The sequence below is a fragment of the Pseudomonas sp. S1_G07 genome (assembly GCF_054668565.1).
Genome location: NZ_CP162778.1, coordinates 3914914 through 3928230 on the forward strand (window position 1 = coordinate 3914914; position 13317 = coordinate 3928230).

Sequence of the window (13317 nt, forward strand, 5' to 3'; positions counted from 1 at the left end):
CACCGGCGCTGCCCTGATGTTGCCGGCCAACAGCTCACCACAGGGCCATCAGATTCAGGGGTTTTCCAGGTCATGCCCCAGCGACTGGATAAACAACGAAAACAGCTCCGGCTGTGACGAGATGTCCAGCTTGGCGTACAAATGCCGGCGGTGCACTTTCACCGTGTCCGGCGAAATGTTCAGCCGTTCGGCCATGGCCTTGGAGGAGAACCCGCGCAGCACCAGGCGGGCGACTTCCAGTTCGCGCTCCGAGAGCACGCCGCAACCGAATTGGCTCAACGCATCCCTGATCTGACTGTTCATGGCCGGTACGCGCCGTGTGCTCTGTTGCCAATGCTGCTGCATCAGCGGCAACACCCAGGCCGCCATCGTCGTCATCAGCCCGGTTTCTTCGAAACTGAAACGCCGCTGCATCCCCAACGATAACGACAGCGTCCCCGCGCCCGGCAGTTGCAGGATGAATTGCACCTCGTCTTCCAGCACGTTGTCGTGAAAATAGTTGAGGAAGTACTCGCTCTGGCGAAAATGGTCCGGCGCCACTTCTTCCAGGCGATACACGCCGCTGGCAGTGCCCTCGCGGCACGCCTGGTAAAACGGGTCGAGCAAATACAGGCCATTGAGGTACACCAGCATCGATGCCGGTTTGCTGCTCGGCTGGGCGTCATACTCTTCCAGGGCCTGGGGTGGGCCCTCCCGTGGGTAGAAGATCGCCAGCGCGTTATCGCAGGGCACGCACTGGTGTAGCAATAGCACCAGCTGTTTCCAGAAACGCTCACTGCCGATATGCGTGACGGTGCGGCCCAGGCCGGCGTGCAGACCGGCTTCTCGAAACAGGCTCATGTGGCAGGCTCCCGCCAGCAAAAGATCGGCCAAGGGTTCTGTTTTTGCCCCGTGCCGTCAAGGGGAGTACGCCAATAGGGGGATTGGCTGACATGCTCTCAGCCGATAACGTCGCCATCATTCAGTGGGAAATATATCCCTCGAAAGCCAGACTTTTCGTTTCTGCCTCACACCAAGAAAAACGACAGAGGATAACGATATGAGTATTTCCCCCACGCCCGACGGCGTACTGAAACCCACCCTGAGTGTCTTCGACGTAGTCGCTATTACCGTTTCCGCGGTGACGCCCGCCAGTTCCGTGTTCGTGATCGCGCCGTTTGCCATCCAGCAGGCCGGCAGCGGGGTGTTCCTGGCCTTTGTGATGGCGGCGGTGCTCGCGCTGATGTTTGCCTTTTGCTACGCCGAACTGGGGCGTGCCCATAACAGCGCCGGTGGTGAGTATGTGTATGCCAAGCGTGTGTTCGGCGGCATGGCCGGCTATGCGACCTTCCTGACGGTGCTGGTGATGTTGTTGTTTATCCCGCCGGTACTGGCCACCGGCGCCGCGACCTATCTCAATAACGCGTTGGGCACGACATTCGACGCGCAAACCGTCGCCCTGGTGATTGTGGTATGCAGTTACGCCCTGGGCATCCTCAATATCAAGCTCAACGCCTGGATAACTGGCACCTGCCTGCTGCTGGAAGTGGCGGCCTTGCTGGTCATTGTGTTAATCGGTTTCGGTCATCCGGTACAGCCTGCCAGCGTATTGTTCCAGCCACAGATTGTTGAAAACGGCGTGCTGCACCTGGCGCCTTGGGCTCTGGTGATCGGCGCCGTGGGCATCGGCCTGTTTTCCTATAACGGCTATGGCCCCGCCGTGTTGCTGGCCGAAGACATGAAATGTGGCGGCAAGGGCGTGCACAAGGCGGTGCTGTGGTCATTGGGGTTGGTGGTGGTGATCGAACTGATGCCGATCACCGCGCTATTGATCGGTGCGCCGTCCCTGAGCGCAATGATCAGCAGCCCCGACCCCATTGGCTATCTGCTCACCAGTCACGGCAATGAAGCCCTGTCACGCCTGGTCAGCGCGGGGATCTTCCTTTCGGTGTTCAATGCCATCGTCGCCATCGTCATCCAGATCGGCCGCGTGGTGTTCAGCAGTGGGCGCGATGCACTGTGGACGCCGGCCATCAACACGCTGTTCACGCGCATTCACCCGCGCTGGGACTCGCCGTGGCTGGCGACGTTGTTCCTGGCGATCCCGTCGGCGCTGCTGAGTTTCAGCTCCAACCTGGCCGACCTTACGTCGTTCAGCGTATTGCTGATTATTCTGGTGTACCTGGTGGTGGCGTTGAGCGCGCTGATGAGCCGGGTGCTGCTGCGTGACCGCGCGCATCCGTATCGCATGCCGCTGTGGCCGCTGCCGGCGCTGCTGGCCGTGCTGGGCGCGGGTTATTTGCTGGTGACCTTGCTCTATGCGGCATCGGTGCGCGACATCATGATTATCATCGGTTTGCTGGCCTTGTCGGTGACTTTCTACTGCATCAGCGGACGGTCGAGTCCGGTTTTCCAAAAATTGTAAGGAGTGGTTATGCGGGCACGTCAATTAGGTATCACGCTGGGGCTGGGCACGCCCGGTGAGTTGAATGCCATCACCGATGTACCGGGCGTCCGGGTCGGCCACAGCACGCTCAAGACCCGTGTCAACGGCAAGCAGGTGCGTACCGGCGTCAGCGTGATCCAGCCACGGGCCGGGGAGGCGCGGCAACAGCCGTGCTTTGCCGGGTACCACGTGCTCAACGGCAATGGCGATGCCACCGGTCTTGAGTGGATCAGCGAAGCCGGGTTGTTGACCACGCCACTGGCGATCACCAATACCCACAGCCTCGGCATTGTGCGTGACACCCTGATCGCCCTGGAGCGCGAGCGCCTGGCGGACCCGGCGGTGTATTGGTGCATGCCGGTGGTGATGGAGACCTATGACGGCCTGCTCAACGATATCTGGGGCCAGCATGTTGGCCCGCAACATGTGCGCGAGGCGCTGAACAATGCCGAGAGCGGCCCGGTGCAGGAGGGGGCGGTGGGCGGCGGCACCGGGATGATCTGTCATGAATTCAAGGGCGGCATCGGCACAGCGTCGCGCCGCTTGCCGGCGGAGCAGGGCGGCTGGACCGTCGGCGTGCTGGTACAGGCCAATCACGGCAAGCGCCAGGAACTGCGGGTCGATGGCTATCCGGTGGGCCGCCAACTCATGGAGATTGCCTCGCCTTTCGCCGAGCGCGGCACGCCGGGCATGGGCTCGATCGTGGTGGTCCTCGCCACGAATGCGCCTTTGTTGCCGCACCAATGCCAGCGCCTGGCACAACGCGCCTCCATCGGTATCGCCCGGACCGGCGGTGGTACCGAGGACTCCAGCGGCGACCTGTTCCTGGCATTCGCCACCGGCAACCAGGACCTGCCACCCGCCGATTATGGGCGCCAAGGCCTGCCGTTCAGCAGCCCGTTGCAGATGGTCAACAACGACCATATCTCGCCGCTGTTCAGTGCTGCGGCGGAGGCGGTGGAAGAGGCGATCATCAATGCCATCCTGGCCGGGGAGGACATGACCACCGACGACGGCGTACGTGTGCTCGGCCTGGCTGGCGAAACGCTGTTGCAGGCACTGCATAGAACGGGCTGGAGTGTGGCCCGGTAATGGGCGGCAGGTTGTATGCTTAGTTAAAGTAGTGGCTGTTTAATGTTGCAATGCCACCGTGGCAATATATTGGATCCCTTTATCAACGATGCCGCTCAAGTTGAACGGCATCAGTGCTATTTAATATTTAAATACGTCCAGGGGTTTTTTGTCGGACAAAAATCGAAACGCCCCAATAAATACGGAGCCCTACTTCTTCTAGTTGTCGGGATGCTTGTTTTTTACCCTGTAAATAGATGTAGACGAAAGATTTCAAGTTATGTCAGTTTCATGACGCCTTCAAAAGAGGCGAGTGATAGGACGATCTCGCCCGCGGGGTTCCTATCGAACAAAGACTGATGCACTTGCAAACAAGGAAGTACGTTTATGTCAAAAGTAAAAGACAAGGCTATCGTGTCGGCGGCGCAAGCCAGCACCGCTTACTCGCAAATCGATAGCTTCAGCCATCTGTATGACCGTGGCGGCAACCTCACGGTTAATGGCAAACCTTCCTACACCGTTGACCAGGCCGCCACCCAGCTGTTGCGCGACGGCGCTGCGTACCGGGACTTTGACGGCAACGGCAAGATCGACCTGACCTACACCTTCCTGACCTCGGCCTCCTCGAGCACCCTGAACAAACATGGCATCTCGGGTTTCAGCCAGTTCAACGCCCAGCAGAAAGCACAGGCCGCATTGGCCATGCAATCCTGGGCGGACGTGGCCAACGTCACCTTCACCGAGAAAGCCAGCGGTGGCGACGGGCACATGACCTTCGGCAACTACAGCAGCGGCCAGGACGGCGCCGCGGCCTTCGCCTACCTGCCCGGCACCGGCGCGGGTTACGACGGCACCTCGTGGTACCTGACCAACAACAGCTACACGCCGAACAAAAGCCCGGACCTGAACAACTACGGCCGGCAGACCCTCACCCACGAAATCGGCCACACCCTCGGCCTGGCCCACCCTGGCGACTACAACGCCGGGAACGGCAACCCGACCTACAACGACGCGACCTATGGACAGGACACGCGCGGCTACAGCCTCATGAGTTACTGGAGCGAGAGCAACACCCAGCAGAACTTCAGCAAAGGCGGGGTCGAGGCTTACGCTTCAGGCCCGCTGATCGACGATATCGCCGCGATCCAGAAGCTCTACGGTGCCAACTTCAACACCCGCGCCGGTGATACCACCTACGGGTTCAACTCCAACACCGGGCGTGATTTCCTCAGCGCCACCTCCAACGCCGACAAACTGGTGTTCTCGGTATGGGACGGTGGCGGCAACGACACCCTGGACTTCTCCGGTTTTACCCAGAACCAGAAGATCAACCTCAATGAAACCGCGTTCTCCGACGTGGGCGGCCTGGTGGGCAACGTGTCCGTCGCCAAGGGCGTGACCGTCGAGAACGCTTTCGGCGGCGCCGGCAATGACCTGATCATCGGCAACAACGCGGCCAATGTGATCAAGGGTGGAGCCGGCAACGACCTGATCTATGGTGGCGGCGGTGCGGACCAACTATGGGGCGGGGCGGGCCGCGACACCTTTGTGTTCGGTGCCAGTTCCGATTCCAAGCCAGGGGCGGCGGACAAGCTCTTTGACTTCACCTCCGGTTCGGACAAGATCGACCTCAGCGGCATCACCAAGGGCGCGGGCCTGAGCTTCGTCAACGCGTTCACCGGGCATGCCGGCGACGCGGTGTTGAGCTACGCGGCAGGCACCAACCTGGGTACCCTGGCGGTCGACTTCTCCGGGCACGGCGTGGCGGACTTCCTCGTCACCACCGTCGGCCAGGCAGCCGTCAGCGACATCGTGGCGTGATGCACGGGCGCGGCGTTTCGACGCCGCGCCTCCAGGATGGAGCGTGAAGATGCAGCGTTTTCTCAACTTGATCGCCTGCGTGTTGCAGGTGATGTGTGTGTCGGCGGGAGCCCAGGTGATGGCGAGCAGTCTTGTTTTACCCTCCAGCGCCCAATTGGCCGGGCATTGGCAGTTGCACCAGCAGGATCAGGTGTGCGCCCTCGACCTGCTGGAACAGGCGAATGCCTTGGGCGGCGATGTGGCCTGTGCCGCGCGATGGCTGGGGGACAAACCCCTGACCTGGTCGCCCACGCCGGACGGTATCTGGCTATTCAATGCCGAAGGCAGCGGGATCGCTCACTTGAATCGCCAGAAAGACGGTGAATACCAGACCCGTACCCGATCCGGCGGCCTTATTGAACTAAAACGAATACCGTAGTTATCGTTATAAGCCTATAACTCGATTTTATTAGTTGGCTGGCCCTTATTAAGGGTTAGGGCAACTTATGCGCGTAATTTGCTTCAAGGAAGATCAGAACATATGGCCAGCTCCCATGCCGTCGCGCCTTTATTCAAAGCGCTGGGTGAATACAAGCGTATCTTGATCAGTATTGGCTGTTTCACCGCGTTGATTAACCTGCTGATGCTGGTGCCATCGATTTACATGCTGCAAGTGTATGACCGTGTGCTGTCCTCCCAGAACGAAACCACCCTGGTGATGTTGACGCTGATGGTCGTGGGTTTCTTTGCCTTTATTGGCACACTGGAAGCCTTCCGCAGTTTTATCGTGATCCGCATCGGCAGCCAGTTGGAGCGGCGTTTCAACCTGCGTGTGTACAAGGCCGCATTTGAACGCAACCTGCAGCGTGGCCAGGGACATGCAGGGCAGTCCCTGGGCGACTTGACCCATATCCGCCAATTCATCACGGGGCCGGCGTTGTTCGCGTTTTTCGATGCGCCGTGGTTTCCCATCTACCTGTTCGTGATTTTCCTGTTCAACGTGTGGCTCGGCGTGTTGGCCACTGCGGGCGCGGTGCTGCTGATCGCGCTGGCGTGCCTGAATGAATACCTGACCAAAAAACCGTTGGGCGAGGCGGGGGCGTTCTCTCAGCAGTCCACGCAGTTGGCGACCAGCCATTTGCACAACGCCGAAACGATCCAGGCCATGGGCATGCTCGGCGCGTTGCGCAAACGCTGGTTTGCCGTGCACTCGCAATTTCTTGGCTATCAGAACACGGCCAGCGATACCGGCTCGGTGATCACTTCGCTGAGCAAATCCCTGCGTTTGTGCCTGCAATCATTGGTGCTGGGCCTGGGCGCATTTTTGGTGATCAAGGGCGAGATGACCGCCGGGATGATGATCGCCGGCTCCATCCTCATGGGCCGTGTGCTCAGCCCCATCGACCAGTTGATTGCAGTGTGGAAGCAGTGGAGTTCGGCCAAATTGGCCTACCAGCGCCTCGACGAGTTGCTGCGCGAATTTCCACCGGAAGTCGAGCAAATGGCGTTGCCGGCGCCCAAAGGCCAGGTCAGTTTCGAGCAAGTCAGCGCAGGCCCGCCGGGGCGGCGCCTGGCGACCTTGCATCAAGTCAGCTTCAACCTCGGCACGGGCGAAGTGCTGGGCGTGCTCGGCGCGTCGGGTTCGGGCAAATCCACCCTTGCCCGCGTGCTGGTCGGCGTGTGGCCAACCCTGGCGGGCACTGTGCGCCTGGACGGCGCGGATATTCATCGCTGGGACCGTGACGACCTCGGCCCACATATCGGCTACTTGCCCCAGGACATCGAACTGTTCAGCGGCAGCATCGCTGACAACATTGCGCGCTTTCGCGATGCCGACCCTGAGCTCGTGGTCAAGGCTGCGCAACAAGCCGGTGTCCATGAGCTGATCCTGCGCCTGCCCCAAGGCTACGACACGGTGCTTGGAGACAACGGCGGCGGCCTCTCCGGTGGCCAGAAACAACGCGTGGCGCTGGCGCGTGCGCTGTACGGCGGCCCGCGCTTGATCGTGCTGGATGAACCTAACTCCAACCTCGACACCGTCGGCGAAGCGGCACTGGCCAGCGCCATCGTGCAGATGAAAGCCCAGGGCAGCAGCGTTGTGCTGGTGACGCACCGTTCCTCGGCGCTGGCCCAGGCCGACAAGCTGCTGGTGCTCAACGAAGGGCGCCTGCAGGCGTTCGGGCCGAGCCAGGAAGTCCTGCGCGCCTTGTCGGGCCAGCAGGAAGCACCGCGAGAAAAGGCCGGCGTGAGCCTCAGCCGTCAGTACCAAGCCGGAAGGAATCCAGGCGCATGAGCAGCCTTATTGTTGAACCCCGTTTTGAACAGCGTGACGCCGGTTTCTTTGTCCGCATGGGCTGGTTGCTGACCCTGGTCGGCGCCGGTGGGTTTTTCCTCTGGGCCAGCCTGGCCCCGCTGGACCAGGGCATTCCGGTGCAAGGCACGGTGGTGGTGTCGGGCAAGCGCAAGGCGGTGCAAACCTTCAGCCCCGGTGTGGTCAGCCGGATCCTGGTGAAGGAGGGCGAGCTGGTCAAGCAGGGCCAGCCGCTGTTTCGCCTCGACCAGACCCAGAACCAGGCCGACGTGCAATCCCTGCAAGCCCAGTACCGCATGGCCTGGGCCAGTGTGGCGCGCTGGCAGAGTGAGCGCGATAACCAGTCGAGCATCACCTTTCCCGCCGAACTGAGTACCAACCCCGCCCCGGCGTTGGCGTTGGTGCTGGAAGGCCAGCGCCAACTGTTCAGCAGCCGTCGCGAAGCCTTTGCCCGTGAACAAGCCGGTATCCGCGCGAACATTGACGGCGCCACCTCACAGTTGAGCGGCATGCGTCGTGCCCGCAGCGACCTGACCGCCCAGGCGCAATCGCTGCGTGACCAACTAAGCAACCTGCAACCCTTGGCCGACAACGGCTACATCCCGCGCAACCGGCTCATGGAATACCAGCGCCAACTGTCCCAGGTGCAGCAAGACCTGGCGCAGAACACCGGCGAAAGCGGGCGTGTAGAGCAGGGCATCCTTGAGTCGCGCCTGAAGTTGCAGCAACACAGCGAGGAATATCAAAAGGAAGTGCGCAGCCAGCTGGCCGACGCGCAGCTGCGCAGCCTGACCCTGGAGCAGCAACTCACCTCGGCCGGGTTCGACCTGCAACACAGCGAGATCAATGCGCCGGCGGACGGCATCGCGGTCAACCTCGGCGTGCACACTGAGGGCGCCGTGGTGCGCGCGGGTGAAACCCTGCTGGAGATCGTGCCCCAGGACACTCGCCTGGAAGTGGAAGGGCACTTGCCGGTACACCTGGTGGACAAGGTCGGCCCCCACTTGCCAGTGGACATCCTCTTCACTGCCTTCAACCAGAGCCGCACCCCACGGGTGCCAGGGGAGGTCAGCCTGATCTCCGCCGACCAGATGCTCGATGAAAAAACCGGCACGCCCTATTACGTGCTGCGCACCACAGTGAGCCAGGCGGCGCTGGAAACACTCCATGGCCTGGTGATCAAGCCCGGCATGCCCGCCGAGATGTTCGTGCGCACCGGCGAACGCTCGTTGCTCAATTATCTGTTCAAGCCGCTGCTCGATCGCGCCGGCTCCGCGTTGACCGAGGAATGAGCATGAAGCCTGTGTTCTTCGCCTTGCTATTGAGCTGCACCAGTGCCCAGGCCGCCATGGGCCCGTTTGATGTCTACGAGCAGGCCCTGCGTAACGACCCGGTGTTTCTGGGCGCCATCAAGGAGCGCGACGCTGGCCTGGAAAACCGCACCATCGGCCGCGCCGGGCTGCTGCCGAGGCTGTCGTACAACTACAACAAGGGCCGCAACAACTCCAAAGCCACCTTGCCCGACGGGCGCGGCGGTAATTATCACGACAACCGCAACTACGACAGCTATGGCTCGACGCTCAGCTTGCAGCAGCCGCTGTTTGACTACGAAGCTTATGCCAACTACCGCAAGGGCGTGGCCCAGGCGCTGTTTGCCGATGAAAGCTTTCGCGACAAGAGCCAGGCGCTGCTGGTGCGGGTGCTGAGCTATTACACCCAGGCGCTGTTTGCCCAGGACCAGATCGACATTGCCCGCGCCAAAAAGAAGGCCTTCGAGCAGCAGTTCCAGCAGAACCGGCACCTGTTCCAACAGGGCGAGGGCACCCGCACCGATATCCTCGAAGCCGAATCCCGCTACGAGCTGGCCACCGCCGAAGAAATCCAGGCGCTGGATGAACAAGACGCGTCGTTACGCGAGCTGGGCGCGTTGATCGGCGTGCAGAGCGTCAACATCAATGACCTGGCACCGCTGAACCAAAGCTTTGCCGCCTTCACGTTGACCCCGGCCAACTACGACACCTGGCATGCACTGGCGATCAGCAATAACCCCACGCTGGCTTCCCAGCGTCAGGCGGTCGAAGTCGCGCGCTATGAAGTGGAGCGCAACCGCGCCGGGCATCTGCCGAAGATCACCGCGTTTGCCAGTACACGCCAGCAGGAGTCCGACAGCGGCAACACCTACAACCAGCGCTACGACACCAACACCATCGGCGTCGAAGTGAGCATGCCGCTGTATGCCGGTGGCGCCGTCTCGGCCTCCACCCGTCAGGCCAGTCGCAGCATGGAGCAGGCCGAGTACGAGTTGGAAGGCAAAACCCGCGAAACCCTGATCGAGCTGCGTCGCCAGTTCAGCGCCTGCCTGTCGGGGGTGAGCAAGTTGCGCGCCTATCAAAAAGCCCTGGCGTCGGCCGAGGCGCTGGTGGTGTCGACCCAGCAAAGCATCCTCGGCGGCGAGCGGGTCAACCTCGACGCGTTGAACGCCGAGCAGCAGTTGTACAGCACCCGTCGCGACCTGGCCCAGGCCCGGTATGACTACCTGATGGCCTGGACCAAATTGCACTACTACGCGGGCAACTTGCGCGACACCGACCTTGCGAAAGTCGATGAGGCCTTCGGCCCTGTGAAATGAGCACTTATAAAAACAATAGGGATGGTTTAGATGATCAACGATTCACCGCGTTTCAAACCGTTTACCGCAGGCTCCTTGCTCCTGTTGTCCGTTGCGGCACAGGCGGCCTATACCGAGACCGGCCAACCCGGTAACCCTGCCAGTTGGCGCTCCGCCGAATTCCAGAGCGACTGGGGCCTGGGGCGCATGAAGGCGGATGAAGCCTATGCCGCCGGCATCACCGGCAGCGGCGTCAAGGTCGGCGCGCTGGACTCAGGCTTCGATCCCAATCACCCCGAGGCCTCCAAAGACCGTTATCACGCCGTCACCGCCACAGGCACTTACGTCGATGGCCGCCCGTTCAGCACCACCGGTGCGCTCAACCCCAATAACGACTCCCACGGCACCCATGTCACCGGCACCATGGGCGCCGCCCGAGATGGCGCAGGCATGCACGGTGTGGCCTACAACGCGCAAATCTATGTAGGCAATACCAACGCCAACGACAGCTTCCTGTTTGGCCCGACACCGGACCCCAAGTATTTCAAGACGGTGTACAGCGCGTTGGTGGATTCCGGTGTGCGGGCCATCAACAACAGCTGGGGCAGCCAGCCCAAGGACGTCAGCTACCAAACCCTCGGTGACCTGCACGCGGCCTACGCCCAGCACTACAACCAGGGCACGTGGCTGGATGCAGCGGCGGACGTGGCAAAGGCCGGCGTTATCAACGTGTTCAGTGCCGGTAACAGCGGTTATGCGAACGCGAGCGTGCGTTCGGCGTTGCCGTATTTCCAGCCGGAACTGGAAGGGCACTGGTTGGCGGTGTCGGGGTTGGACAAGGCGAATAACCAGAAATACAACAAGTGCGGGATCGCCAAATACTGGTGCATTTCCACCCCCGGCGCGCTGATCAACAGCACCATTCCCGACGGTGGTTATGGGGTCAAATCCGGCACTTCGATGTCGGCACCCCATGCCACGGGCGCGCTGGCGCTGGTGATGGAGCGCTACCCGTACATGACCAACGAGCAGGCGTTGCAGGTGCTGTTGACCACTGCCACCCAGCTCGACGGTTCTGTCACTCAAGCCCCGAATACCATCGTCGGCTGGGGCGTGCCGGACCTCGGCCGGGCCATGCACGGGCCGGGGCAATTGCTTGGCAGCATGAACGTCAACCTCGCGGCCGGGCAGGGCGATGTGTGGAGCAACGGTATTTCCGACCAAGCGTTGGTTCAGCGCCAGGCCGAAGACCGCGCCGAGCACACCGCCTGGCAGCAAACCCTGATCGACAAGGGTTGGCAGAACGGCGTGGGCGCAAATGCCGGCCAACAGGACCAGACCGATTACGCCGTTGGTACTGCTCGTGATCAGGCAGCGGCGAACCGCGTGTACGAGGGCAGCCTGATCAAGTCCGGCGCCGGCAGCCTGGTACTCAGCGGCGACAGCACTTATCGCGGTGCGACCAGCGTCAATGGCGGCCTGCTGGCAGTGAACGGCTCGTTGACCTCGGCGGTGACCGTCAACAATAGCGGCACCCTCGGCGGTTCCGGGCGCCTCGGCGCCTTGAGCGTCAACCGCGGCGGCACTGTGGCACCGGGCAATTCCGTAGGCACCTTGCAGGTGGCCGGTGATGTGAACCTGGGCGCGGGCTCCACCTATACCGTGGAATTCACCCCCACCAGCAGTGACCGCATCGTCGCGGGCGGCAAAGCCGTGCTCGGCGGCGGCACCGTGAGCCTGGTGCTGGAAAACAGTCCCACACTGCTCAACCAGAGCCAAGTGCAAAGCTTGATCGGCCGCCAATACACCATCCTCCAGGCGGCGGGTGGCATTCAGGGCCAGTTTGGCCAAGTGCTGCCGAATTACCTGTTCCTCGGCGGCACCCTCGATTACGCCGCCAACGGCGTGCAGTTGGATGTGGAGCGCAACAACGCTTCTTTCGCCAGCGTCGCCGCCACGCGTAACCAACGCAGCGTCGCGGCGGCGGCCGAGCAACTGGGCGCCGGCAACCCGGTGTATGAAAGCCTGTTGCAGTCGGACTCGGTGGCCACGGCCCGTCAGGGCTTGCAGCAATTGTCGGGTGAGATCTATCCGGCGATTGGCGCGATGCTGATCAACGACAGCCTGCAACTGCGCGATGCCGTGGGCGAACGCCTGCGCCATGTACCGCTGAGCGGCGAAAGCAACCTGTGGCTCAAGGCGCTTGGCGCCTGGGGCAAGACCGACAGCCGCAGCGAAACGGCAGGCTCGACCACCTCGATTGGCGGTTTGCTGGCCGGTGTGGACGGCGCCCTGGATGAGCAGACCCGAGTGGGCGTGGTGGCTGGTTACAGCGACAGCTCGCTGAACATGGGCAGTGGCACGCATTCGTCGGCGTCCATCGACAGTTATCACTTCGGTGCTTACGCCGGGCGTGAACTGGGCGACTGGCGCGTCAGTGTCGGCGGTGCCTACAGCTGGCATCGCGGCGATGTGAAGCGCGACCTGCAATACGGCGAAGTCAGCGGCAAGCAAAAGACCAAGCTGGACGCGCGCACGGCCCAGCTGTTCACCGAAGCCGCGTACCGCATTCACCTGCAACCACTGGCGCTGGAGCCGTTCGCCAACCTGGCCTATGTGCACCTGGACAGTGACTCTTTCCACGAAAAAGGCGCTGGCGCAGCGCTTGAGCGTGGCAGCGATCGACGCGATGCCGTGCTCAGCACCCTCGGTCTGCGGGCGCTGAAAACCCTGCCTCTGAATGATCACCAGCAGCTAGAACTGTCTGGCTCCCTGGGCTGGCAGCACAGCCTGACGGCGGTTGATTCCGAAGAACACTTGGCGTTTGTCGCCGGCGGGCCGTCATTTGCCGTGCGCAGTTCGCCGTTGCTGCGCGATGCCGCACTGGTCGGTGTGCAGGCCAGCCTCGCGCTGAGCAAGGCCACACGGGTCAACCTGGATTACCACGGCCAGTTGGGTGGCCGCGCGAAAACCCAGGGCGTGGGGCTGAGCCTGAACTGGCAGTTCTAGAGGACAGCGCAGATCAGAAAGAGGGCGCGGGCTTGCCTGCGATAGCGGTGGGGCAGTGCGGCAGTTGCTAGCTGATACAGCCTCATCGCAGGC

The 13317-nt window shown here is 61.9% G+C and carries 9 protein-coding genes; 8 read left to right on the forward strand and 1 reads right to left on the reverse strand.

Going from position 1 to position 13317, the window contains the following annotated elements; translation table 11 throughout:
- Positions 1 to 54: 54 nt before the first annotated feature.
- Positions 55 to 840 carry a helix-turn-helix transcriptional regulator gene (locus AB4O05_RS17875; RefSeq protein ID WP_460136255.1) on the reverse strand — a complete coding sequence of 262 codons (786 nt, stop codon included), beginning with the start codon at positions 838 to 840 and terminating at the stop codon, positions 55 to 57.
- A gap of 199 nt (positions 841 to 1039) precedes the next feature.
- On the opposite strand from AB4O05_RS17875, the gene AB4O05_RS17880 reads away from it, so the two are divergent.
- The 8 genes from AB4O05_RS17880 to eprS all read left to right on the forward strand — a co-directional run bounded on the left by AB4O05_RS17880 (position 1040) and on the right by eprS (position 13224).
- Positions 1040 to 2404: an APC family permease gene (locus tag AB4O05_RS17880; protein ID WP_460136253.1), complete on the forward strand. Its 1365-nt coding sequence runs from the start codon at positions 1040 to 1042 to the stop codon at positions 2402 to 2404.
- 9 nt (positions 2405 to 2413) lie between these two features.
- Positions 2414 to 3517 (forward strand): DmpA family aminopeptidase, encoded by a 1104-nt coding sequence (locus AB4O05_RS17885; protein ID WP_460136251.1) that lies wholly within the window; start codon positions 2414 to 2416, stop codon positions 3515 to 3517.
- A gap of 366 nt (positions 3518 to 3883) precedes the next feature.
- Entirely contained in the window at positions 3884 to 5317 is a 1434-nt protein-coding gene (locus AB4O05_RS17890) for a serralysin family metalloprotease (protein WP_460136249.1), read from the forward strand.
- A 49-nt stretch (positions 5318 to 5366) separates the two neighbouring features.
- Positions 5367 to 5735 carry a protease inhibitor Inh/omp19 family protein gene (locus AB4O05_RS17895; protein WP_460136247.1) on the forward strand — a complete coding sequence of 123 codons (369 nt, stop codon included), beginning with the start codon at positions 5367 to 5369 and terminating at the stop codon, positions 5733 to 5735.
- A gap of 102 nt (positions 5736 to 5837) precedes the next feature.
- A complete protein-coding gene (locus tag AB4O05_RS17900; protein ID WP_460136245.1) occupies positions 5838 to 7589 on the forward strand; it encodes a type I secretion system permease/ATPase in 1752 nt (583 codons plus the stop codon).
- Positions 7586 to 8899: an HlyD family type I secretion periplasmic adaptor subunit gene (locus AB4O05_RS17905; protein ID WP_460136243.1), complete on the forward strand. Its 1314-nt coding sequence runs from the start codon at positions 7586 to 7588 to the stop codon at positions 8897 to 8899. The genes AB4O05_RS17900 and AB4O05_RS17905 overlap by 4 nt, the downstream gene beginning before the upstream one ends.
- Before the next feature lie 2 nt (positions 8900 to 8901).
- Positions 8902 to 10236: a TolC family outer membrane protein gene (locus AB4O05_RS17910; RefSeq protein WP_460136241.1), complete on the forward strand. Its 1335-nt coding sequence runs from the start codon at positions 8902 to 8904 to the stop codon at positions 10234 to 10236.
- Between the two features lie 30 nt (positions 10237 to 10266).
- Positions 10267 to 13224 (forward strand): autotransporter serine peptidase EprS, encoded by a 2958-nt coding sequence (eprS, locus tag AB4O05_RS17915; protein WP_460136239.1) that lies wholly within the window; start codon positions 10267 to 10269, stop codon positions 13222 to 13224.
- The last annotated feature ends 93 nt before the right edge of the window (positions 13225 to 13317 follow it).

Coding starts and splice junctions, on each gene's coding strand:
- AB4O05_RS17890 (WP_460136249.1), top strand. CDS start 3,884: ATGTCAAAAGTAAAAGACAAGGCTATCGTGTCGGCGGCGCAAGCCAGC.
- AB4O05_RS17895 (WP_460136247.1), top strand. CDS start 5,367: ATGCAGCGTTTTCTCAACTTGATCGCCTGCGTGTTGCAGGTGATGTGT.
- AB4O05_RS17905 (WP_460136243.1), top strand. CDS start 7,586: ATGAGCAGCCTTATTGTTGAACCCCGTTTTGAACAGCGTGACGCCGGT.
- AB4O05_RS17910 (WP_460136241.1), top strand. CDS start 8,902: ATGAAGCCTGTGTTCTTCGCCTTGCTATTGAGCTGCACCAGTGCCCAG.
- AB4O05_RS17900 (WP_460136245.1), top strand. CDS start 5,838: ATGGCCAGCTCCCATGCCGTCGCGCCTTTATTCAAAGCGCTGGGTGAA.
- AB4O05_RS17875 (WP_460136255.1), bottom strand. CDS start 840: ATGAGCCTGTTTCGAGAAGCCGGTCTGCACGCCGGCCTGGGCCGCACC.
- AB4O05_RS17885 (WP_460136251.1), top strand. CDS start 2,414: ATGCGGGCACGTCAATTAGGTATCACGCTGGGGCTGGGCACGCCCGGT.
- eprS (WP_460136239.1), top strand. CDS start 10,267: ATGATCAACGATTCACCGCGTTTCAAACCGTTTACCGCAGGCTCCTTG.
- AB4O05_RS17880 (WP_460136253.1), top strand. CDS start 1,040: ATGAGTATTTCCCCCACGCCCGACGGCGTACTGAAACCCACCCTGAGT.